The sequence below is a fragment of the Undibacterium sp. GW821-FHT11H02 genome (assembly GCF_058808015.1).
The window spans coordinates 54,037-77,491 of the sequence record NZ_JBXARG010000009.1; the positions used below are offsets into that span (position 1 = coordinate 54,037).

The window sequence follows — 23,455 nt, forward strand, 5'->3', positions numbered from 1 at the left end:
ATGAAAACGACAATAAAAATCCAAAAACATATTCAACTCAGCGCGATAGGTCTCGCTTGTGCATTGTTCGCAGCACCTAGTTTTGCCGATACCGCCAAAGCGCCGCAACCGCACTTCAATCGTGTCCATCACAATAAAGAAATTGTGGAATACATGAAGGCCTATGCCGCCGCCTATCCAAATCTGGTCACAGTAAAAAGTTTAGGAAAAACCGCGGCCGGCACCGATATGTGGATGCTGACCATCAATAATGAAAAGACGGGCAAAGCTGGCGACAAGCCGGCTACTTATGTCGATGGTGCAATCCATGCCAACGAAGCACAAGCAGCCGACACGGTTCTCTACACCATCGATTACATCCTCAAAAATTACGGCAAGCTCGACAAGATTACCGAAACAGTGGATCGCTCAACGCTGTATTTCGTGCCTAGTGTCAGCCCTGATAGTCGCGCCAAATGGTTTGATGAACCCGCCACAGCAAGTTATCCACGCTCTTCACCATGGCCGTTTGATGACGACCGCGATGGTAAAGTTGACGAAGATGGTCCCGTCGATATCAACAAGGACGGTGTGATCACTAGCATGCGTAAAAAAGTCCAAATGGGCATGGGCAATCGTAAACTAGATCCAAAAGATCCACGTGTTTTGCTTCCGCTAGAGCCCGGTGAACTCGGCGACTATTTGTTGCTCGGTCAGGAAGGCGTTGATCAAGATGGTGATGGCTTAATGGGTGAAGACAGTGTCGGCTATGCCGATCCAAATCGTACTTGGGGCTATGACTGGGCGCCGCGCTATATCCAAAATGGCGCCACTGATTACCCATTACAGATTCCAGAAACACGCAGTATCGCCAATTGGGCGCTCGATCATCTGGAAGTCTCCAGCGTCATCAGTTTCCACAATTCAGGCCGCATGATTTTGCGTGGTCCGGGTTCGCCGACACAAACACCCGTCAGCGCTGCAGATAATCGCACCTTCGATTATCTCGGTCGCGAAGGTGAAAAAATGATGCCAGGCTATAGCTACATGATTACCTGGCGTGATCTGTACACCGCATACGGCAGCACTACCGATCACTTTTACGGTGTGGTTGGTGCGTTTGGATTTGTGCCCGAATTATTTGGCCGTGTGATGGACGATAACAATATCATCCGATTTGATCCGGCACCCAAAGTCGGCGATCCGGTGCGTCCTGCACCAACCGGACCTAAGGGTTACGATCAAGTTAAATGGAACGATATGCTGACCTTTGGTCGCCAATTCATTCCATTCAAAGAAGCTGATCATCCACAATACGGCAAGGTAGAAATTGGCGGCTGGCGTCAAGATACGGGCCGCATGCCAGAAGGCTGGATGCTGGAAGAAGAAACGCATCGGAATGCTGCCTTCGTACTACTCAATGCAATGAATGTACCGAAGCTGCGTTTCCTAGAACCGACCGTCAAAAAAGTAGCTTCCAATTTGTGGCATGTAGAGCTGCCCCTGATTAATGAGCGTGCGATTCCTAGTGTCAGCAGCATTGTCATCGCGAATAAATTACATCGCGTGGATCTGGCAACGGTCAATCACGGCAAAGTCATTTCCAGTGGCATCGTGCGCAATCCTTACACCAATCAAATTGATTTGCAAGAACATAGACCAGAACGCTTGATGGTCAATGGCGTGCCCGGCTTTGGAAACACAACACTGTTCTTTTTAGTGGAGAGTAATGGCGGTGATATCGTCGTCGATTACGACAGTATCAAAGGCGGCAAATTGAGTCAAAAAGTCAGCTTGAAATAAATCTGTGCCAAATAAAAGAGCCACCATGAAAGTTTCATGGTGACTCTTTTTACAAAACCGTTTTTAGTTACCCGGCGTAATGCTCTTCACTACTTTACCCAACTCATCCAACATCTGAATTTCAGCCTGCCCTGCAGCGCTCACCACGAGCATGATACGAGTGCGCCCCTTCGCATCTTTCAAGCTAAGCGCAGAACCTTTGTCTCTGGTATTGCCGAGAAAAATTCTATTCTCTGAAAGACGACCCTCGTCACTCAATTTTTTCCAATAGGGGCCTTGTTCAGCGGCAGATAATTTCTCTGCCTCGGCTGCGAATTTCTTCATGTCATCCAATGACGTTGTTTTATACATAGGCACATCGTTAATGCGTATTCCTGTGGATTGATGATTTGCACTGTCGTTACTGATTAACTGCAAAGCTTGATCCTGGCGGAAGCGATCAAAAGTCAAGGACAAACCAGCATCGATTTTGCCATTTTCACCAATACTCCCCTTTTGAATGAAGCCACCATTTTCTGTTCCTTCTTCATTGACAAAGATCATGCCTGCAAAGCTACGACGATCAGGGCGGGCACCTTCCTTACCTTGCATGAAATCTCCGGGAAACTGTGCACGATTAGAAATCACCATGCGCTTCGTACCATCAGGTTCTACGATATTGATACGACCAACGGTGATTTCATCGAAATGTTCGTGCTTGACTGGTTCTCTCGCACCAGTCAAAGCAAACACCGCAGCTAAGGCTGCTGCCATCGTCGTTGCACCGGCAAAAAAAGTTGTGATTTGTGACATGTTTTTCCTTTTAAAAAAAATGGGTAAAGTCTCACCCTACCAATAAGCTTGGTACACGCTACTGCAATTAATCTGTAATGAGGACGAAAGCCGAAATCGCTATATTATGATGCGCGATGGCGATACATTTCAGAATTTAAGTCGCATCAAGTTACCTGAAGTTTGCGCAAACGCCATTCTAAAAAGAACCCAAGAAGACCACAAAATACAAAGATGCCGCCAAAGAATTGCACAAACTTATTGGGAGTAGACAGCACATAACGAACGCTGATTAAACTGAATTTGCGACGACCGCCATCGACTTCTTGGTAAAAAACGGTACCGTGATCACGATCTTTTTCAACTACCACTGGTCGCTTTCGTGTCGTCTCAAACTCAGCAAGTTGTTTTGAAAACTCTTCGCCATCAATAATCTTTGCCTGAACTTTAAGATTTAAAATTCTTTGAAATTGGTCAAAAATATCCTCAGGTTCATTGGCTAAAAACACACCGGGCGAATCGTATTTATATAAATTATTTGCGAAGAAAATGCCATTATTAGCCGCCAACAAGCCGACAAAACCAAGCACGCACGCTGCCGCCGAACCGAGCAACCATTGCTTAACATTATGAACTTTCGCCGCAATCGAGGTGTTTAAGTAATTTGCCACCTCAGGAATCTGTTTCAATGAACCCTGCAGAATTTTCTTATCGATATCTTTCAAAAAATCCTTGGCATCCAAGTCTAAGGATTTAATAATCGACTGAAACATCTCAGCTGAAGGTACTGATTTATCATTTTCCAATTTAGATAAATACGATTGTTCTATACCTATCGCTTCAGCCATTTGTGGCTGAGTCAGATTTCTTTCAGTACGGACTTGCTTTAATTTTTCACCAAAGTTCATTTGTTTCATCCTTTACTTGAATCTCAATTCATAAGCTTATTCGTTGTCAATACTCTCTTTTTGGCACGCTCACAAAACACACCCTGATCATTCATATTCATGGTGCATCCTCCGCAGAGCTAGTGCTTAAGCCATATTCTTTGGTATTCATGTAGAAATAGGAAGTTGAATATACTTGAATATGCATGAATATGACTCCTTTGAAATTACAATTCGCGCAAAGAAAATCGAAATCTAAATTTCCAATAAAAAAAGGGAGGTTAATTAGCCTCCCTCAGTTTCTAATTTTAGTTTTATCGCCAGCGATTGAGATCCAAGCGCACGACGCAAAACTAAGGCAAAGTACACATGCAATGTGCCATCACCATATAGGATCGGTTTTCTTTACGAAGATCTGCTAGCCAATTCAAGTCCTTCACCATCTCAGTCGCAGCAGCGGGAGGTATACCAGTTGGAGCGACCGCCACTTTGAATTTTTCATTGAAAGCTTTTGACATGGCTTGCGCCGCATTATCGCCAAACATGCTAAAGAAGCGATCAAACTTTGAGGGCTCACGTTCGATGTAAGTGACGCGATAAGCATCGCCCAATTTAGCGCGCGTCGCGGCCGATTTCAATGCATCGTTAAAACTACCGAGCTTATCTACCAAACCACGTTCTTTCGCTTGTTCGCCTGTCCAGACCCGACCTTGTGCGACCGCATCGATTTTTTCTGGCGTCGTTTTACGCGCCGCTGCCGCCTTGGTTGTGAACTCGTGATAAATATTATTAATGCCTTGCTGTATCACTTCTCCAAATTTGGGATTCATAGGACGCAAAGGATTAAACGAATCAGCCATCCAAGTGGTGGTGGTACCCGCAGTATGCACGCCGATTTTATCCATGACTTTTTCTGCTGTGGGGAAAATCGCGAACACACCAATAGAACCAGTAATCGTCGCCGCATCGGCTATCACTTCGTCCGAGGACATGGACACCCAATAGCCGCCTGATGCTGCAACATTACCCATAGAAATCACCACAGGTTTGCCCGCTTTGCGGGTCAACTCTAATTCCTGACGAATTAACTCCGACCCGAATGCGCTGCCACCAGGTGAATCAACTCGCAACACCAGTGCCTTGACCTGATCGTCTTCACGTGCCTTGCGTACCAGATTCGCTGTTGACATACCACCAATCGAGCCCGGAGGTGCATTGCCTTCGCTAATCTCACCCTCAGCGACAATCACTGCGACCGCAGGGCCAAAGGCGAATGAACGGTGATTTTCTAAGTAATCATCAAACGCAATTTGTTTAAAGCTCTTAGTGTGCTCATCTTTCGCACCCATGCCTAACATCATTTGACGCAGATCATCACGGGTTTTCAAGCCATCAATTAATTTGGCATTGACAGCGAACTGTCCCACGCTACCATTGGCCGCCTTCAACATCTCAGGCAGATTATCAATGCTTTGCATAATCGCGCCAGCAGGTAATTTGCGCGCTGCCTCAACCCCATCGGTATAGAATTTCCACATCGCGTTATACAAGAATGCATCGGCTTCAGCTGCAGCGGAAGAAGGACCGTTAGCGATATACGGTTCAGCAAAGCTTTTAAATGTACCGACTTTTAAAACATTGACGGTGATACCGATTTTGTCCAAAGCATCTTTGTAATAATTACGATAGCGACCAAAACCGGTGAGCATCACATTACCCATAGGATGCATGTAAACTTGATTGGCGTGTGATGCCAGATAGTATTGACGCTGATCGAAACTCGAACCCCAGGCGATCACTTTTTTGCCGCTAGCTTTAAAGCGTTCCAAAGCGGCTGCAACTTCGCGCAACATAGGCAAACCCGCACCTTGCATACCATCTAACAGCAACACGGCATTATTAATTTTAGGATCTTTGCTCGCGGTATCGAGTACGGTCAAAATGTCGCGCAACTGAGTCGAACGTTTATTTTCACCCTGCACTTCAGCCAAAAACGCGTCGCTGGCACTACCTGCATGTTGCTCAACCAGATCGCCTTTGAAGTTCAATATCAATGCGGTCTTGTCTTCAACTTTGATCTTATTCGAAGAAAAAAGACTAGTCAGAATAAATATAACGATAATCAGAAAAATTAAATTGATGACGAAGCGACGGCTAACATTCACCGCATTCCAGAACCATTTAATACCTTGCCCGATCGCTCGGAAGGGGGAAAAAGCCATAGTAACTCCTGGGTAAAAACAATATTAGAGTAAGTGCCCGTCATGCCTGCAACAGATCACTTTCACACATTTACATTAATACAAACTAACCCGCATAAGTTCACGTTGGAACATGAATCAGGATCTGACGCTATTCTAGTCCTTAAATCTTAAACCTTGAGTCGTAGATCATTGCAAAAAACAACACAGAATTTTAACTGATTTCCAAACCATCTATAAAGAATCTGACATTAAGCATCTGACGCAGTAACAAATCACAATTCAGCTAAAATGTCACCGAATCACTTTGACTAGTCGCCCCCTTAATTCACCTAGAACGGAAAACTCATGAAAACAAAAGCCGCCATCGCCTGGGAAGCAGGAAAACCGCTGACCGTAGAAGAAGTCGATTTGCAAGGCCCGCAAGCCGGTGAAGTCTTGGTCGAAATCAAAGCGACTGGAATCTGCCACACCGATTACTATACTTTGTCAGGTGCAGATCCTGAAGGCATTTTTCCAGCGATTCTGGGACACGAAGGTGCTGGCATCGTGGTCGATGTTGGCCCCGGCGTGAAGAGTTTGAAAAAAGATGACCACGTGATTCCACTCTACACACCAGAGTGCCGCGAATGTAAATTCTGTCTCTCACAAAAAACGAATCTTTGCCAAGCGATACGCAGCACGCAAGGCCGCGGCTTGATGCCCGATGCCACTAGCAGATTTTCTATCTCTGGCAAGCCGATTTTCCACTACATGGGTACATCGACTTTTTCCAATTACATCGTGGTTCCAGAAATCGCATTGGCAAAAATCCGTGAAGATGCGCCCTTCGATAAAGTTTGTTATATCGGCTGTGGCGTAACGACTGGCGTAGGTGCTGTCTTGTTCACAGCAAAAGTAGAAGCAGGTGCGAATGTCGTTGTGTTCGGATTGGGAGGAATCGGCTTGAATGTGATTCAGGCAGCACGCATGGTCGGTGCGAACAAAATCATCGGTGTGGATATCAATCCAGCCCGCGAAAGCATGGCGCGCAAATTCGGTATGACCCACTTTATCAATCCTAAAGAAGTCGGCAACGTGGTCGACGCCATCATAGGACTCACCGATGGCGGCGCCGATTACAGTTTCGAATGCATAGGCAACACAAGCACCATGCGCCAATCGCTAGAATGCTGCCATAAAGGCTGGGGTCAATCCATCATCATTGGCGTTGCCGCCGCAGGTCAAGAAATCAGCACCCGCCCATTCCAGTTAGTCACAGGCCGGGTTTGGAAAGGCTCCGCTTTCGGCGGCGCACGTGGTCGTACCGATGTACCGAAAATCGTTGATTGGTATATGGAAGGCAAGTTGAATATCGATGACTTGATCACCCATAAATTGCCTTTGGAAAGAATTAATGAAGGCTTTGATTTGATGAAGAGCGGTGTGTCGATACGGTCTGTTGTGGAGTTTTAAACACATTCGAACCTACCCTACATGCGACTATAACGAGGCCACTTTCCTTTTCGCATTTCCCTTAATTAACTGCCGTCGAGGTGACCGACTTTTTTGGGCACCTCGATTTCTTGTGGTGCTGTAACAGCCTCCAACGTAGTCGTATGAATGCTCAGAATGTCAGTCTTAGAATGAACAGGTCGATAGCGAATAGTGAAAGTCGCTTTAACGCGTTCTGAACGCAAGAAATACACGGTCCACAGCGCATAGGCGATGCTAGTGATGATCAAACTAGTCCATTCTTTTGCGAGTGCTAAGTTTTCGACTTTAACAAAATAAGTGGCGAGCAAATTGTCACAAAAGTGAAAAAGTAAAATCGCGCCAAAGATCATGATGTAAGCACGCGGGAAAATACTACGTTTCTTATACAAAAATAGAACCAGCAATAATGCAAAAACCAAAGCACCTATATTTCCCGCTAGTTCAAAGATTAGTATGGGAATTTGTGCCGGGTAGAAGGCTGGACTTGTGCTTGTCTCGAGTGTCACCCAAGTAGGTAAGCTATAGATATCGACATCGGAAAGTGAGTTCAAAATTCGCAACGGTGTCAATGTGATGCTAATCATGGGAATTAACAACCAGCCGCCAAATCCTTGAGGTACTGACATCTCGCTGACGCTTAAAGAATTTGCCTCAATTGGTGGGTCGTGACGATAGAACTTGATCGCGAATTGCACCCAAAGAACGCAGAATAGAACCGCAAGTGTCGCGATGGTCCAATTAAAATTTTGAGTGAAATTTGTATTGGACTCATCGCCAACTATGTTCGATTGTTCTTGATTATTAGAGGTAGGCGTCGATTGCTGATCGTTTTTCCACAATGAATAACCCAAAACATTTTTTACTTGCTCAATCGCCTCCACATGTTTGCTGACCTGCTCCGGCAAGAGATGATCTACGCGGCTGATGTAGTGGTCGCGCATCGTTATGCTTTTCTCATTTGAACTGACTTTATGTGTCAGCTCAAATCCTGGCCCCTCTATACGCTTACTTTCTTCAGTAATAGTCCACGATTCTGGCAATAAAATTTCGGTTACTTGTTCTAGGTCTATAGGATGACTGAGCGCTAAAGGGCTAGTGCGTATCGGTTGTGACGGCCGGGTTAAGAGGCTGTCGATTTCTGGAGCGTAATACAAGGATTCAAGCCGTTTTTTCGCGTCGTCGCGAGACCACAATTGTGGGATCAAGTAGTGTTCAGTGGTACGCAGCTGACTTGTTGCCTCGTCATCCACGACATTCATAGCTGAGGCGAGCGAGATACTCGGATAGTATCTGGCGTAATAGTTCATGTAGCGTTTTTGTAGATCATCCAAATTTTCAACTGCAAGCGAATTACGGATATTTTCTGCACTGATGCCTTGATAGGTCGTGGTTACCGTCATTTTCGCTGCTTGTGCTATCCCTGCTGAATTATCTATCACGGTATGAACGATACGTTTTTGGACTTGGCTATCCAACTTTGGCATCGGTGTGAGTGCCGTACTGTCTGCATCAATCAATAAAGACAAATCGTAATTCGGCTGATAGAGTTGATCGAGGCTTGAAATCTGTTGTTGACGAGTAGGATCCAGCCAATAATCTTTTCCGCCAACTTGTGCTCTTACTATGACATGATTGAAGACATTTGGGCTCGGCTCCAGCTGTGCAATGCCTCGGCGTAGATTGGTGTTAACCAGTGCCGCTTGGGCTTTTATGCCCAATGCTTTAAGCAGCGTTAAAGTAAGTAAAGTTTTGTCCTTACAGTCGCCAAAACGACGGCTCAAAACTAAATCAGGCGAGTTGGGGGCGTGTGAATTGGCGCCAATTTCTACGCCCAGATATCGGATTTCCTTTTGCACAAAAAGTAGCGCCGCAAGCATTCTTTCTTCCGCGCCACTATGTTTTTCCGCGATCTGATTGATGATCTTTTGTAGTGAATTATTGTAAGTATTTGGAATTCGATAGAGTGGCAACGCCCACTGCGCAACGCTTTGCCAACTCTTAAAATCGCCCCATTGCACGTAAGGATAAGCATCGTACCAGCTAGGCGTCTCAGCCGCGACGATCAAAGCAGGAACCTGTTTGCGCTCCCAAATATACTCACGTTCATTGGCTAGTTCTTGCGTTTGCACCTCTTGCTTAGCGTTGACATAGGTAAAGTGCACTTCACTCTTCTTTGGCAATAGAAGTCGATTGAAAATTTGACTGACAGGCGCTCCCCATTGCAAATCGAAACCACCAAATTGATGCTGCTTAAAAACGGGATTAGAGCCTGAAATGGTGTAGGCATAATCAAGTATGTCACCGACCTGAATATCTTCCAAAAAAATATTGGCGGTCTTACTTCCGTCATATATCCGAAGCTCTAATTCCTTCTCGCGTTGAAGGATTTTGACTTTTGCACTATTTAATTTATTGATTACCTTATTTCCTCTGTAGATGGAAACGGAGTGCAGAGTGAGTTTTTGGTAAGAAGGATCGAACCAAATTTCGACGTGGCCAAGTTGGTCCAAACCTTGAACGTTAAGCGCCTTTATTGTGTAGTGGCGATAAGTTGTTTTTTGCGCGTCGCTAACTTTCACTTGATTATCCGCGAGCAGGTAATAGACGCCTCGACTAACTTGATTGTCTTTATCGAGTGCGTTTAAGTCCGGCGCTATGAGTTTGACCCAATCAGGTCTCGGTTTGATATCGTACTCACTTGCATTTGCCATTGTGGGACTAGCTACCGTCAACGCGATAAATAGTAAAGTAGCCAGGACAGTAATTATTGAGAGTCGGGTAGAGGCGTATGTTTGGCTCATTATTGGACTAGTTTGGACGATTATAATTTTAGTGTGTTGATTTGCCTGTTACTACGAAACCATACAAGTCTGTCGTAGGAAAAGATGCGAAAAAGAACTACAAGCCATCTAAGCCAAGCTATTCTACCTTAAGCGCATGATCACAATCACAACTTTAATATTCAACACTAATTTTCAACATCATAAAAATAAGAAGAAAGAGTGAAATACAAGCTCAAACAAAGCACAAGATCTACACAAAGTGGCGAACTTTATCCCTGAGAATGTATGCGTATATAGGCTAGCAACATCAATCACAGCCTACAAAAACATAAACGTATCTCTTTTCTATTTTTCATTAAAGGCCTGAACACGAAAACCCGGCGCAAAACCAAAATGCCACTCCGTCACATGGTAAAATATGCGGTTATTCTAATCTTACAGAACGCCCGCAATGACCGACTCCATCAGCACTCCAGACGATAACAACGAACAAGACAGCGTTGCCATCAAAAAAGTATCTACTGACCTGATCCGCAAAGAAGTGGCACGTCGTCGCACCTTTGGCATTATTTCTCACCCGGATGCGGGTAAAACCACGCTCACCGAAAAACTCTTGATGTTCTCCGGTGCGATTCAATTAGCGGGTACGGTCAAAGCACGTAAAAGCGGGCGCCATGCCACGTCTGACTGGATGGAAATTGAAAAACAACGTGGCATCTCGGTAGCATCTTCCGTAATGCAGTTTGAATACCGCGATCACGTGGTCAACTTGCTCGACACGCCGGGTCACCAAGACTTTTCCGAAGATACCTATCGCGTGTTGACCGCAGTCGACTCCGCCTTGATGGTAATTGATGCGGCCAAAGGTGTGGAAGAACAAACGATCAAGCTATTAAATGTCTGTCGTATGCGCAATACGCCGATTATCAGCTTCGTCAACAAAATGGATCGTGAAACCCGTGATCCTTTGGAATTATTGGATGAGTTGGAATCGGTTTTAAAGATTGATTGCTCGCCTGTCACCTGGCCTATAGGCATGGGTAAAACTTTCCGCGGTGTGTATCACATCTTAAAAGACGAGATCATGTTGTTCACACCAGGTAGTGAACGCGCTGATCAAGAATTTGAGGTCGTCAAAGGCATAGACAATCCGCGCCTGGCAGAATTATTCCCGCTGGAAATCGAACAATTAAAAATGGAAGTCGAATTGGTGCATGGTGCCTCTCATCCTTTCGATTTAGAAGCGGTGTTAGCGGGTACACAAACGCCTGTGTTCTTTGGTTCGGCGATTAATAACTTCGGCGTACGTGAAATTTTGAACGCCCTGCTCGACTGGGCGCCAGCACCACGCGAACGCAATGCAACTATTCGTACGGTAGAACCAACGGAAGAACCGTTCTCCGGTTTCGTCTTCAAAATTCAAGCGAATATGGACCCGGCACATCGCGACCGCATCGCCTTCTTGCGCGTTTGCTCAGGTCGCTTTGAACGTGGTATGAAACTCAAACACTTGCGCATCAACCGCGACATCAAAGTCTCATCGGTGGTCACGTTTATGGCGTCTTCTCGCGAACAAGTTGAGGAAGCTTACGCGGGCGACATCATAGGTTTACCGAATCACGGCAATATGCAAATTGGCGACAGTTTTTCTGAAGGTGAATTACTGCAATTTACTGGCATCCCCTACTTCGCACCGGACTTCTTCCGTATCGCCCGTATCTTGAATCCACTCAAGACTAAGCAATTACAAAAAGGTTTGCAGCAGTTAGGTGAAGAAGGCGCGGTACAGGTATTCAAACCTATCGTCAGCAGTGATCTGATCCTTGGTGCGGTTGGTGTATTGCAGTTTGAAGTCGTCGCCAGTCGTTTAAAAAATGAGTATGGTGTTGACGCAGTATTCGAAGGCACCAGCATCAGCAGTGCACGTTGGATTACGTGCGAAGATAAGAAAATGTTGGCTGACTTTGAACGTTCCAGCGCCGGTGCGAACGTGGCTTATGATGCGGCTGGCAATATGGCCTATCTCGCCAGCTCGGGCGTGAATTTACGTTTAACGCAAGAGCGTTGGCCGGATGTGGTGTTTCATGCGACGCGGGAACATGCTGCGAAGTTAGATTGATATCGACTTGATTTCGGAAACAAACCGCTCAACACCGAGGTAAAGACATGCCGTTACCTCGGTGTTGAGCGGTTTTAGTTTTATTCTGAGGCAATATTCAAACGCATACGTTCAAACCGTATCGTCACACCATCTGGCAAGGTATCTGAAACATCTTCTAGCTTTTCAAAACCCAAGACCTGATAAAACGGCACGCCAGGCAGCGTGGCCATCAATTCCAAGCTCGTAAAACCTTGCGCTAAGGCCGCTTGTTTGCAAGCTTCAAATATCGCTCGACCTACACCGCGTCGCGCAGCATTAGGTGCGATAAAAAAGGCGCGGATTCGAGCAGGATCGTGGGCCGGATCAAGAAACTCATCGGCGCCCATGGGTCTTTGGTCACCGCCATATAGCGTACGACGACGACTCCAACCGCCACAACCAGCTAACTCGCCATCGAGTGTCGCGGTGAAATAGCTACCGTCATTCACCAGCGCGCTATCGACACCGAAAACATACTTGATGGCAGACTCGGCTTCTTGCTCAGTATAAAAACCACGGCTCAAGAAACGGGCTGATTCTATGATCATTTGATTGAGTTGCGGGACTTCTTCAAGCGTACTTGGCCGGACAAATAATTGTGGATTTGTTTTGGAATTCATGAAAACCTCTTACTCATTTGCTACTCACTGGTTGTTGAAATCACGTCTTACACAGACATGAAAAGAGGCTAAGTTCGATTCATCGTAGGGCGGGTGCAACCCGCGCCGCATGTAAGTTGTGCTGGCGCGCTCCACGTTTTGGCGGCGCGGGTTGCACCCGCCCTACATTTATTCATCATTAATTTACCGGATTCGTCCTGTCCATTCTTGAAACAAAAGTAATTTTTCGCTTCAACCTCTAGACTGGAATATACACAAAAACACACAAAAAACAAAACCCCAGAATTGCTTCTGAGGTTCGTGCTTTATCACTAAAATTATGACTAAGTTTTGGCTCTTCTATTTAAACACCAAAGCACCATCCACTACATCCACCACAATCACATCCTTAGGTCCAAACTTACCTTGCAGCATCAGTTTAGACAAAGGATTTTCTATCTCTTGCTGAATCGCACGTTTGAGTGGTCGGGCGCCATACACAGGATCGAAACCAGCCTCTGCGATTTTCAACAAGGCAGCGTCAGTGACTTGTAAACCCATTTCCATTTGTGCCAGACGTTTGTTCAATGTTTCTAACTGTATCTTGGCGATTGCGCCTATGTTCTTCGCGTCGAGCGCATGGAAGACGACGATTTCATCAATACGATTAATAAACTCTGGACGGAAATGTGATTTCACTTCGCCCATCACCGCCATTTTGATCACACTAGGATCACTGCCTTCCATGGCTTGAATCTGATGCGAACCAAGATTCGAGGTCATGACAATCACGGTGTTTTTAAAGTCGACGGTGCGTCCTTGTCCGTCAGTCATACGGCCATCATCTAAGACTTGCAGTAAGACGTTAAAGACATCGTGATGCGCCTTCTCAACTTCATCCAGCAAGATCACACTATACGGTTTGCGACGTACGGCTTCGGTCAGATAACCGCCCTCTTCGTAACCAACATAGCCCGGAGGAGCACCAATTAATCGTGCGACGGAATGCTTCTCCATAAACTCGCTCATGTCGATACGAATCAATGACTCTTCTGTATCAAACATGAAGTTCGCGAGCGCTTTGCACAACTCTGTCTTACCGACCCCGGTTGGTCCCAAAAATAAGAAGGAACCATATGGGCGTCCTGGATCACCGAGTCCAGCACGTGAACGGCGAATTGCATCCGATACCGCCGTAATCGCTTCATGCTGACCGACTACACGCTTGTGTAAAGCATCCTCCATCTGTAAAAGTTTTTCACGTTCACCCTGCATCATACGAGAGACGGGAATGCCAGTTGCACGTGAGACGATTTCCGCAATTTCTTCCGCCCCAACTTGGGTACGCAATAATTTTGGTTTGCCACCTGTTTCGGCATTTTTTGCCGCTTGTTGTTCAGCGGACTTCAATTGCGCTTCCAGTTCTGGCATACGCCCATACTGAAGTTGTGACATAGTTTGCCAATCGCCTTTGCGTTTGGCATCGTCCATTTGCAAGCGAATTTTTTCTATTTCTTCCTTGATGTGGGTACTGCCCTGAACCGTGGCTTTTTCCGCTTTCCACACTTCTTCCAAATCAGCATATTCGCGTGAGAGTTTTTTGATCTCATCTTCAATCAAGACCAAGCGTTTCTTCGAGCTTTCGTCCTTTTCACGCTTGACCGCTTCTTTCTCGATTTTTAATTGAATCAAGCGACGATCCAATTTATCCATCACCTCAGGCTTAGAATCAATTTCTATCTTAATTTTTGCAGCAGCCTCATCAATCAAGTCGATCGCTTTATCTGGTAAAAAGCGATCAGTGATATAGCGATGCGACAGTTCAGCAGCAGCGACGATCGCCGGATCGGTGATATCAACGCCATGGTGAACCTCATACTTTTCCTGCAATCCGCGCAAGATGGCAATCGTCGCCTCGACGCTAGGTTCATCTACGATAATTTTTTGGAAGCGACGTTCGAGCGCCGCATCTTTTTCTATGTATTTACGATATTCGTCCAAAGTCGTCGCGCCCACGCAATGCAATTCACCGCGTGCCAAGGCAGGTTTCAACATATTGCCTGCATCCATCGCACCTTCAGCCTTACCTGCACCGACCATGGTGTGCAACTCGTCGATAAAGACGATAGTTTGTCCTTCGTCCATCGCGATTTCTTTGAGTACAGCTTTCAAGCGCTCTTCAAACTCACCACGGAATTTTGCACCCGCCAACAAGGCTGCCATATCGAGCGAGAGTACGCGTTTAGATTTCAAACTATCGGGTACCTCACCATTGACGATACGCTGCGCCAAGCCTTCGACGATGGCAGTTTTGCCCACGCCTGGTTCACCAATCAGGACTGGATTATTTTTGCTGCGGCGTTGCAAAACCTGAATCGCACGACGAATTTCATCATCACGACCAATCACAGGATCGAGCTTGCCAAGTCGTGCACGTTCAGTCAGATCTAAAGTGTATTTTTTTAAGGCCTCGCGTTGACCTTCTGCCTCAGGAGAATCGACGTTGGCACCGCCACGTACGCCTTTAATCGCAGCTTCCAAAGCACTACGGGTTAAACCGTTTTCACGCGCCAATTTGCCTGCTTCTGATTTATCGTCGACTAATGCCAACAACACCATTTCGCTGGCCAAAAATTGATCCCCGCGCTTTTGTGACTCTTTGTCGGCCAAATTCAATAGACCCATAAGTTCACGGCCAATTTGTACTTGACCATCGGTGCCGGTGACTTTTGCGATACGATCTAAAGCCGCTTTTAGACTACTCAGTAAGCCATTAATATTGACGCCAGCACGTTGCAATAAGGAACGCGCGCCGCCATCGTCCTGATTGATCAAGGCAAGTAAGACGTGCACAGGCTCTATATATTGGTTATCATTACCTACGGCCTGACTCTGAGCGTCGGCCAAAGCTTCTTGCAATTTTGTCGTTAATTTATCTAAGCGCATGTAAACCTCCAAGTGCATTAATTTATGCACTATAGATTAGGCGACAAAACCACTTTTCAAGCACCATTAATAGGAAAAACTTTAACCGCTTTGCGTTAAATCAATCATTTATGCAATTAGAACAACTTAATTTAACTTATCGTGCCGACGAAGATCGTATCTTATTAAGAGTTGGATTTTCCTCAGACAATCCCGAACAACCCAAACAAGAAATACAACTTTTTTTCACTCGACGTATGCTGCAAAAATTATGGCCAACCATGATGGAAGCAATTAGTGCTCACATGCGCCTGAATCGCCCAGAAGCAGCATTTGCCAGCAGCGAACTGGTCAATATGGAACATCAACAAGCCATCGACAACATCAAGAAAAGTGGAAATTTCGATCAGGCCTACTCGGAAGATAATCGCAAAACACTAAATGGCGAGCGACCACTATTATTAGAAACTATAAAATTCCATTTGAAAGCGAATTCACCACTTTGGATACAGTTTTTTCCAACGCAAGGCGGCACCGTCGATTTGCGTTTAGAGACGTCGCTCTTACACGGCTTTTGCAAATTACTAATTGACGCAGAAAAAGCGTCTGGTTGGGGATTGGATTTGAACTTACCAAAAGCGGAAGAAATGTCGGTACCGGCTCATATGCTAAATTGAGTTCGCGCTAGCTCTCAGTTAATTGTCACAAAAAAGGCAGAGAAAAAATCTCTGCCTTTTTCATGTGAACCACAGTTTACTTACGTCCTTTTACATCACGTTCCATCAATTTGTAAATCCGGCGATATTCATCTAACCAGCTATCTGCTTCGCGAAAACCATGCGGTTCAATCGGATAGACTGCCAAATCAAAATTAGGGTTCTTCAATTCAATCAGTTTTTGTACCATGCGCACGCTATCTTGGAAGAAAACATTGTCATCCAAAATACCGGTGCAAATTAACAGCGGACGTTTTAATCCAGCTGCGAATTCTATCGGGGAGCTGCGTGCATAGGCATCGGGATCAACATCCGGGGTATTCAAAATATTCGAGGTGTAACCATGATTGTAATGAGCCCAATCTGCGACCGGACGCAAAGCCGCACCAGCGGCGAACTTATCGGTTTTAAACAGTGCCATGAAGGTCATAAAACCACCGTAAGAGCCACCATAAATACCAACACGATTTCTATCGACGTTTGCATTATCGACGAGCCAATCGAGACCATCTTCATAGTCTTCCAATTCAGGCGTACCCATGCGTTGGTAGATCGCATTGCGCCAGTCACGACCATAACCAGCTGAGGCGCGATAGTCCATATCAATTACGACATAGCCTTGTTGCACCAAGAGATTATGGAACATCATTTCGCGGAAGTAAGTCGACCAACCGTGATGCGCTGCTTGCAAATAGCCAGCGCCGTGAACAAACATTACGGCAGGTTTACGCTCGCCGTTTGCCGCCTTATTGTCGCGGTATACACGTGAATAAATCGGCGCTGCACCGTGCTTGGATGGCACAGCAATAATTTCGGGCTTGATCCAATCGATCTGTGCAAACTCTTTTGATGTTGAATCTGTCAAACGAATTGCCTTGGCACCTGGCGCCGTCGCCTGCACAAATAAATCAGGCTGACGGATAGTCGTAGAATGGGTCAACAAAAGTTTATCTTCGGTCGGCGCCAATTCAAAATCGATGCCGCCATTCATATCCGTTAATGCCTCATCGCGTTTGCCATCAACAGAAACACGATACACCTCATGAATGCCGGGATGCTTTTTGTTGGCACGATAGTAGAACCATTTTCCATCGTGCGTAGCTTGCACGCTATTGACTTCAAAGCGACCATTCGTCAGCGCTACATTTTTACCATCACGTTGTATGTACAGCTGGCTAAAGCCAGATTCTTCCGATAAATACCACAATGCTTTGCCGTCAGGACTCCAGCCAAACTCATTAAAGCTACCATCGTTAACCCAGGCCTGATCGGTCAGTCTATGAGCCAGCTCCCATTTTGTCCTATCATTGGAACTCAAATCCATTTTCAAGATCCATCGATCTTTGTTATCGGCACTGAATAAACTAAAGGCGAGTTGCTGGCTTGAAGTGCTCCAACGTATGCCACGGAAATTAATATACACAGCACGTGGCGCAGAGGCTTTGGGTGCCGGCTTTCCTATGCGTTTTGCTGCATCGGTTTTGAGTGCCAAGAGTGGATCATCGTTGATACCCGCCAACTGATCCAAGCTGAGTTTATGGGCTTTATTGGCGCTGACATCAACCACAAAAATTTGTTCATCATTGTCGGCACCCGTTCCGACTTTGCTACGAACATCTTCAATTTTCACATAGCCGTCGCTGCTCACATAATGTGGCATTTTGTCGTTACGCCCATCTTTACGTGGCGCAGCGGTGCTGACTAAGACAAATTTCCCATCCGGTGAAAGGCTGAAACTACGGAATTCACGACCCTTACCTAAATAAATCGGCATAGGTGCGCTAGCAGCCTGACTAGCCAATTCACGCTGACGTGCTTCCGCTTCTTTTTTATCCGCGTCACGTTTTTTGATAATGTCGAACAAGCGTGTTTGCTGTGCAGTCAAATAGTCGGGCGTTTCTTTTTTGGCTATCGGATCATCATCATTTTTGATATTCACCAACATGCTTTGCTCGCCATTCCGCAAATTAAACAAAATCACTCTGCCATCATTGCGCAGCGCGATTTGATCATTTCCGACAAACCCTAAAACACCATTCATCTCACCAGTGCGAGTGAGTTGTTGGCGCTTACCCTCTTTTAATAAGAATAAATTCCCATTCCGTAACCACACTGTTTGCGCACGATCAGGGCTAGTGAACTTTTGTTCTGACTCAGCAACGACGACCTCGGCAGCACTTAATTTTTGCGCGGCACCGCCATTTGCATTGACTTTATATAAATCACGGATTTCAGAACCAACAGCCTTGCGAGAAAAATAAATACTCTTGCCATCTTGGCTAAAATACGGACGTTCAGGCGCAATTCCCATCCAATCGGTATTTGCCATAATCTGTTCCATGCTGAGTTTTTCAGTGGACTTTGTGGCCAGCTTATTACTGTCCTGCGCCGCAGCAACAGGCATAAAACTCGTCGTCAAGACGCTTGCTGCGATCAAAAGCAGCGCACCATTCTTTTTCATTCTCATTGTTGTTTCCCTCGTCGGGTAAGATGGTCAATAAAAAAACGCTGAATCTTTGCAGAGTTCAGCGTTTCTTGGACAGACCGGAAACAAAAAGATTCCTTTTAAATTGGCCCTAATCAATCTTAATCAAACTTATTCAGGCAATTTCTGATTTGCCAAATCACCTTCTACATGATCGCCCAACTCGCCTTCCCATTTCGCCACTACCGCCGTTGCCAAACCATTACCAATCACATTGGTCGCAGAACGCGCCATATCTAGGAAGTGATCAACCCCTAACAACATCAAGAGACCGGCCTCAGGGATATTAAATTGCGCCAAAGTCGCGGCAATCACGACCAGAGAAGCACGTGGCACACCCGCCATACCTTTGGAGGTCAGCATCAAAATCAGCATCATCGTGATTTGCGTACCGAGCGACAATTCTATGCCATAAGCCTGAGCGATAAACACCGTGGCGAAAGTGCAATACATCATAGAACCATCGAGGTTAAAAGAATAACCCAAAGGCAGCACGAAAGAGGCGATACGGTTTTTCACACCAAAGCGCTCCAGACCTTCCAGCGTTTTTGGAAATGCGGCTTCAGACGAAGCGGTGGAGAAAGCTAAAATCGTTGGCAAACGCAATTCACGCAAGAGACCGACAACGCGCCCTTTCAAAAACAGGTAGCCAATAAAAATCAATACCAACCACAAAATCAAAATGGAGAAATAAAACTCAGCCATAAAGACGCCGTAGGTTCCAAGCACCGCTAGTCCGCTCTTAGCGACCACACCGGAAACCGCCGCGAACACCGCGATAGGTGCAAAATTCATGACGTAACCAGTCAATTTCAACATGATGTGCGCCACGCCATCCACCGCTTCAATCAAGACTTTACTGCGATCACCGACCGCCGCTGCCGCTGTACCGAAGAAGATAGAGAAAACGACAATCTGCAAAATTTCATTTTTCGCCATACCGTCAACAATCGACGAAGGCACCAAATGTGTAATAAATTCCTTCATGCTCAAATTAGTCGTGGTAATTCCCGACACCGCATCAGCCGCGGGCAACATGGCGTGCATCGCGTCGCCAGGACGGAAAAAGTTGACCATGATCAAACCCAAAGTCAGGGAAATTAATGAGGCAATAATGAACCATGCCAAGGCCTTGCCACCAACTCGTCCTACCTCATTCACATCGCCCATTTTGGCGATACCAACCACCAAAGTAGAAAACACCAAAGGCGCAATAATCATTTTGATCAAGCGCAAAAACATCGTGGTAATCAGCGACATTGCATCCGCAAAGTCTCCAGGTTTTGCTGTATTTGCGTTAACAAAATAGCCAACCACGATCCCGAGTATCAATCCGAGAATGATGTAACTAGTAAGATTGAGGCGTTTTTTCATGTTTTACACATCCCTTTTAATAATTTCCGACTTCATCTAATAAGCTGTTCGCGCTACTTTTTCTCAACACAAAATAAATACAAAAATAAATCCAAAATCTTAAACTAGGTAACTGTCGTCAGCCCAAACAGGCAATCAGCCCTTGAAACAAGCTAAGAAAAATGGTGGCTCAGTATACTGGAGGAAGATGTTAGCGACCACTTTTTATTCAAATAGCGCGTAAGAAAATTTTCATTTTTAATACAAAAACGCTAAATACTCTGTTGAATCCTATCACCATCAGCGACAATTCCTTGAATTCATCATACGAAAAAAAACCCAGATCAAAATCTGGGTTTTTCAAGTTCGCAGCAAAAAAGAATTTATTCCACTTCCACCACTTCTTGAGAAGCGACTGGCGGTGGTGCATCACCTTCTGAAAATTCCAGCTTGATCTGATCTTTCTCATCAAGATCAACGCCGACACGTCCGCCACTCACCAAACGACCAAACAATAATTCGTCCGCCAAGGCTTTGCGTATCATATCTTGAATCAAACGCGCCATAGGACGAGCCCCCATCAATGGATCAAAACCCTTCTTCGCCAGGAACTTACGTAAATGTTCGCTGAAAGTCGCTTCCACTTTTTTCTCATGCAATTGCTCTTCCAACTGCATCAAGAATTTATCCACGACGCGCAAAATAATTTCTTCGTCCAAAGAACGGAAGCTGATAATCGAATCCAAACGATTGCGGAATTCAGGCGTGAACATACGCTTAATATCCGCCATTTCATCACCAGCTTGCTTGCTATTACTAAAGCCAATCGATGCTTTCTGCAAACTCTCGGCTCCCGCATTGGTCGTCATAATAATGATCACATTACGGAAATCCGCTTTGCGTCCATTGTTATCGGTGAGCGTGCCATGATCCATGACTTGCAACAAGATATTAAATACGTCAGGATGGGCTTTTTCAATTTCATCCAGCAGCAAAACAGCATGCGGTTTTTTAGTAATCGCCTCAGTCAACAAACCACCTTGATCAAAGCCTACATAACCCGGTGGCGCGCCAATCAAACGACTGACCGCGTGACGTTCCATGTACTCGGACATATCGAACCGTATCAGTTCTATGCCTAAAGTAAAGGCAAGCTGTTTCGCCACCTCAGTTTTACCTACGCCAGTTGGACCTGAAAATAAGAAAGAACCGATAGGTTTATCTGTCTTGCCCAAACCTGCACGTGACATCTTAATTGCCGCCGCCAACGCTTCAATTGCAGGATCTTGGCCGAACACCACATTTTTCAAATCACGATCAATGGTTTGCAATTTACTGCGATCATCTTGATTTACGGTTTGCGGTGGAATGCGGGCGATCTTAGAAATAATGTCTTCAATATCGGCCTTACCGATGGTTTTCTTCTGTTTAGATTTCGGCAAAATTCTTTGGGCAGCACCAGCTTCGTCGATCACATCAATCGCCTTATCTGGCAAATGTCTGTCGTTCAAAAACCGGGCTGACAATTCCGCTGCCGTCGTTAAAGCTGCAGCAGAATATTTCACGTTGTGATGTTCTTCGAACTTCGATTTCAAACCACGCAAAATCTGCACGGTTTGTTCTATCGTAGGCTCATTCACGTCGACTTTTTGGAATCGACGCGCGAGTGCATGATCTTTTTCAAACACGCCGCGATATTCTGTATAGGTTGTCGCACCTATGCACTTCAACTGCCCATTCGACAAAGCAGGCTTCAACAAATTCGATGCATCCATCGTGCCGCCTGACGCTGAACCAGCACCAATGATCGTGTGAATCTCGTCAATAAACAAAATCGCGTCAGGAGCGTCTTTTAACTGTTTCAAAACACCTTTCAAGCGCAACTCAAAGTCACCACGGTATTTTGTACCAGCTAACAAGGAACCCATGTCGAGTGAATACACGACCGCTTGACTCAAAATATCCGGCACATCGTTTTGCGTAATGCGCCATGCCAAACCTTCGGCAATTGCCGTCTTACCGACGCCAGCTTCCCCCACCAGCAAAGGATTGTTCTTACGGCGACGGCACAAGATTTGAATCACGCGCTCCACTTCGCTGTCACGTCCAATCAAAGGATCGATCTTACCTTCAGCGGCCGCTTTGTTCAGATTTTGGGTGAATTGTTCTAGAGGATTTTCTTTTGCTTGACCATCACCCTGTGCATCTTCTGCACCTTCTGGTGATTTTTGTGGCTCATTATGATTATCTTTACGCACGCCATGCGAAATAAAATTCACCACATCGAGACGGGTCACGCCTTGTTGATGTAGGTAGTACACGGCATGGGAATCTTTTTCTCCGAAAATCGCGACCAGCACATTTGCGCCGGTGACTTCCTTCTTACCATTCGATGCTGATTGCACATGCATAATGGCGCGTTGAATTACGCGTTGAAAACCCAAAGTCGGTTGCGTATCAACTTCGCCAGTGCCTTGAACCGTAGGTGTATTGTCGGAAATAAAATTAGACAAAGTCTTACGCAAGTCTTCAATATTCACGGCACAAGCGCGCATCACTTCGGCTGCGGACGGATTATCCAACAAAGCCAAGAGCAAATGCTCGACCGTGATGAACTCGTAACGAGCTTGCCTCGCCTCCACAAAGGCCATATGCAAACTGACTTCTAATTCTTGCGCAATCATACTTCCTCCATCACACATTGCAGCGGATGGCCCGCGTGCTTAGCGTGTGTTAAAACCAGCTCAACCTTTGTCAATGCGACATCTTTCGTATATACACCGCAAACTCCACGCCCTTCGACGTGTACTTTCAACATGATTTGCATGGCGGTTTCTCTATCTTTACTAAAGTATTCTTGAATGACCGCAACAACAAATTCCATAGGCGTGTAGTCATCATTCAGAAGTACCACTTGATACATCGAAGGCGGTTTTAATTTCTGCGCCTGTTTTTCGAGTATCGTACTATTTTCATGCTTTATTCCCATACGTCTATTCTAGTACGTTGATCGTGGTCGAAGTCAAAAATTAGACAAATAAAAGTGCTTCTGTTCATTGTAAGGCGCTTACGTAATTCCTGCAGAAACATAAGGCAAAGTAAACTCATATTGGTCGTTGACCATTTTTTGCATTTAGTTGCTATAAGACTTTTCAACTTGCATCCCTAGATGGAGATCATTTCCTATAGATCAAGAGCGAGCCTTTTTCACGTAAAAAAACAACAATGCTACAAGGACAAGCTAATTTTCTTGACTTTACTTTTTTTTCCGCCAAGAATGATATTTATTGATATGAAACTTAGATTCTTATTATCAATATGAAGTGGGCAGGTTAAG

The 23,455-nt window shown here is 45.5% G+C and carries 14 protein-coding genes; 4 read left to right on the forward strand and 10 right to left on the reverse strand.

Annotated elements, in window-relative coordinates; translation table 11 throughout:
• Complete coding sequence (locus AC1RR2_RS10945) at window positions 1-1,782, forward strand: M14 family metallopeptidase (protein WP_493222288.1); 1,782 nt, start codon at window positions 1-3, stop codon at window positions 1,780-1,782.
• Between the two features lie 63 nt (window positions 1,783-1,845).
• Here the strand turns inward: AC1RR2_RS10945 and AC1RR2_RS10950 are convergent, their stop codons facing one another.
• The 3 genes from AC1RR2_RS10950 to sppA form a co-directional block, all read right to left on the reverse strand.
• Window positions 1,846-2,574: a hypothetical protein gene (locus AC1RR2_RS10950; RefSeq protein ID WP_493222289.1), complete on the reverse strand. Its 729-nt coding sequence runs from the start codon at window positions 2,572-2,574 to the stop codon at window positions 1,846-1,848.
• Window positions 2,575-2,720: 146 nt separating this feature from the next.
• Window positions 2,721-3,470, reverse strand: a complete 750-nt coding sequence (locus tag AC1RR2_RS10955; protein ID WP_493222290.1) for a helix-turn-helix domain-containing protein — start codon at window positions 3,468-3,470, stop codon at window positions 2,721-2,723.
• A 323-nt stretch (window positions 3,471-3,793) separates the two neighbouring features.
• On the reverse strand, window positions 3,794-5,662 hold the full coding sequence (gene sppA / locus AC1RR2_RS10960) for a signal peptide peptidase SppA (protein ID WP_493222291.1): 1,869 nt from the start codon (window positions 5,660-5,662) through the stop codon (window positions 3,794-3,796).
• A gap of 327 nt (window positions 5,663-5,989) precedes the next feature.
• Between sppA and AC1RR2_RS10965 the strand changes: the two genes are divergently transcribed.
• Complete coding sequence (locus AC1RR2_RS10965) at window positions 5,990-7,096, forward strand: S-(hydroxymethyl)glutathione dehydrogenase/class III alcohol dehydrogenase (protein ID WP_493222292.1); 1,107 nt, start codon at window positions 5,990-5,992, stop codon at window positions 7,094-7,096.
• A gap of 65 nt (window positions 7,097-7,161) precedes the next feature.
• On the opposite strand, the gene AC1RR2_RS10970 is transcribed toward AC1RR2_RS10965, so the two are convergent.
• Window positions 7,162-9,828 (reverse strand): DUF3857 domain-containing protein, encoded by a 2,667-nt coding sequence (locus AC1RR2_RS10970; protein ID WP_493222293.1) that lies wholly within the window; start codon window positions 9,826-9,828, stop codon window positions 7,162-7,164.
• A 523-nt stretch (window positions 9,829-10,351) separates the two neighbouring features.
• On the opposite strand from AC1RR2_RS10970, the gene AC1RR2_RS10975 reads away from it, so the two are divergent.
• Window positions 10,352-12,019, forward strand: coding sequence for a peptide chain release factor 3 (locus AC1RR2_RS10975; protein WP_493222294.1), 1,668 nt, complete (start codon window positions 10,352-10,354; stop codon window positions 12,017-12,019).
• 80 nt (window positions 12,020-12,099) lie between these two features.
• Here the strand turns inward: AC1RR2_RS10975 and AC1RR2_RS10980 are convergent, their stop codons facing one another.
• A complete protein-coding gene (locus AC1RR2_RS10980) occupies window positions 12,100-12,660 on the reverse strand; it encodes a GNAT family N-acetyltransferase (protein ID WP_493222295.1) in 561 nt (186 codons plus the stop codon).
• A 339-nt stretch (window positions 12,661-12,999) separates the two neighbouring features.
• Window positions 13,000-15,585 carry an ATP-dependent chaperone ClpB gene (gene clpB, locus AC1RR2_RS10985; protein WP_493222296.1) on the reverse strand — a complete coding sequence of 862 codons (2,586 nt, stop codon included), beginning with the start codon at window positions 15,583-15,585 and terminating at the stop codon, window positions 13,000-13,002.
• Between the two features lie 110 nt (window positions 15,586-15,695).
• On the opposite strand from clpB, the gene AC1RR2_RS10990 reads away from it, so the two are divergent.
• Window positions 15,696-16,241, forward strand: coding sequence for a hypothetical protein (locus tag AC1RR2_RS10990; RefSeq protein WP_493222297.1), 546 nt, complete (start codon window positions 15,696-15,698; stop codon window positions 16,239-16,241).
• Window positions 16,242-16,317: 76 nt separating this feature from the next.
• Here the strand turns inward: AC1RR2_RS10990 and AC1RR2_RS10995 are convergent, their stop codons facing one another.
• From AC1RR2_RS10995 to clpS, 4 genes are all read right to left on the reverse strand, one after another.
• On the reverse strand, window positions 16,318-18,747 hold the full coding sequence (locus AC1RR2_RS10995) for a S9 family peptidase (protein ID WP_493222298.1): 2,430 nt from the start codon (window positions 18,745-18,747) through the stop codon (window positions 16,318-16,320).
• A 129-nt stretch (window positions 18,748-18,876) separates the two neighbouring features.
• Window positions 18,877-20,139, reverse strand: coding sequence for a dicarboxylate/amino acid:cation symporter (locus tag AC1RR2_RS11000; protein ID WP_493222299.1), 1,263 nt, complete (start codon window positions 20,137-20,139; stop codon window positions 18,877-18,879).
• Window positions 20,140-20,501: 362 nt separating this feature from the next.
• Window positions 20,502-22,802, reverse strand: coding sequence for an ATP-dependent Clp protease ATP-binding subunit ClpA (clpA, locus tag AC1RR2_RS11005; protein WP_493222300.1), 2,301 nt, complete (start codon window positions 22,800-22,802; stop codon window positions 20,502-20,504).
• The gene (gene clpS, locus AC1RR2_RS11010) at window positions 22,799-23,107 is read right to left on the reverse strand and encodes an ATP-dependent Clp protease adapter ClpS (protein ID WP_493222301.1); all 309 of its coding nucleotides are present in this window, start codon (window positions 23,105-23,107) and stop codon (window positions 22,799-22,801) included. Before clpS ends, clpA begins: the two co-directional genes overlap by 4 nt.
• Between the last annotated feature and the right edge of the window lie 348 nt (window positions 23,108-23,455).

Coding starts and splice junctions, on each gene's coding strand:
- AC1RR2_RS10990 (WP_493222297.1), top strand. CDS start 15,696: ATGCAATTAGAACAACTTAATTTAACTTATCGTGCCGACGAAGATCGT.
- sppA (WP_493222291.1), bottom strand. CDS start 5,662: ATGGCTTTTTCCCCCTTCCGAGCGATCGGGCAAGGTATTAAATGGTTC.
- clpB (WP_493222296.1), bottom strand. CDS start 15,585: ATGCGCTTAGATAAATTAACGACAAAATTGCAAGAAGCTTTGGCCGAC.
- AC1RR2_RS10965 (WP_493222292.1), top strand. CDS start 5,990: ATGAAAACAAAAGCCGCCATCGCCTGGGAAGCAGGAAAACCGCTGACC.
- AC1RR2_RS10955 (WP_493222290.1), bottom strand. CDS start 3,470: ATGAAACAAATGAACTTTGGTGAAAAATTAAAGCAAGTCCGTACTGAA.
- clpA (WP_493222300.1), bottom strand. CDS start 22,802: ATGATTGCGCAAGAATTAGAAGTCAGTTTGCATATGGCCTTTGTGGAG.
- AC1RR2_RS10980 (WP_493222295.1), bottom strand. CDS start 12,660: ATGAATTCCAAAACAAATCCACAATTATTTGTCCGGCCAAGTACGCTT.
- AC1RR2_RS10975 (WP_493222294.1), top strand. CDS start 10,352: ATGACCGACTCCATCAGCACTCCAGACGATAACAACGAACAAGACAGC.
- AC1RR2_RS10945 (WP_493222288.1), top strand. CDS start 1: ATGAAAACGACAATAAAAATCCAAAAACATATTCAACTCAGCGCGATA.
- clpS (WP_493222301.1), bottom strand. CDS start 23,107: ATGGGAATAAAGCATGAAAATAGTACGATACTCGAAAAACAGGCGCAG.
- AC1RR2_RS11000 (WP_493222299.1), bottom strand. CDS start 20,139: ATGAAAAAACGCCTCAATCTTACTAGTTACATCATTCTCGGATTGATA.
- AC1RR2_RS10995 (WP_493222298.1), bottom strand. CDS start 18,747: ATGAGAATGAAAAAGAATGGTGCGCTGCTTTTGATCGCAGCAAGCGTC.
- AC1RR2_RS10950 (WP_493222289.1), bottom strand. CDS start 2,574: ATGTCACAAATCACAACTTTTTTTGCCGGTGCAACGACGATGGCAGCA.
- AC1RR2_RS10970 (WP_493222293.1), bottom strand. CDS start 9,828: ATGGCAAATGCAAGTGAGTACGATATCAAACCGAGACCTGATTGGGTC.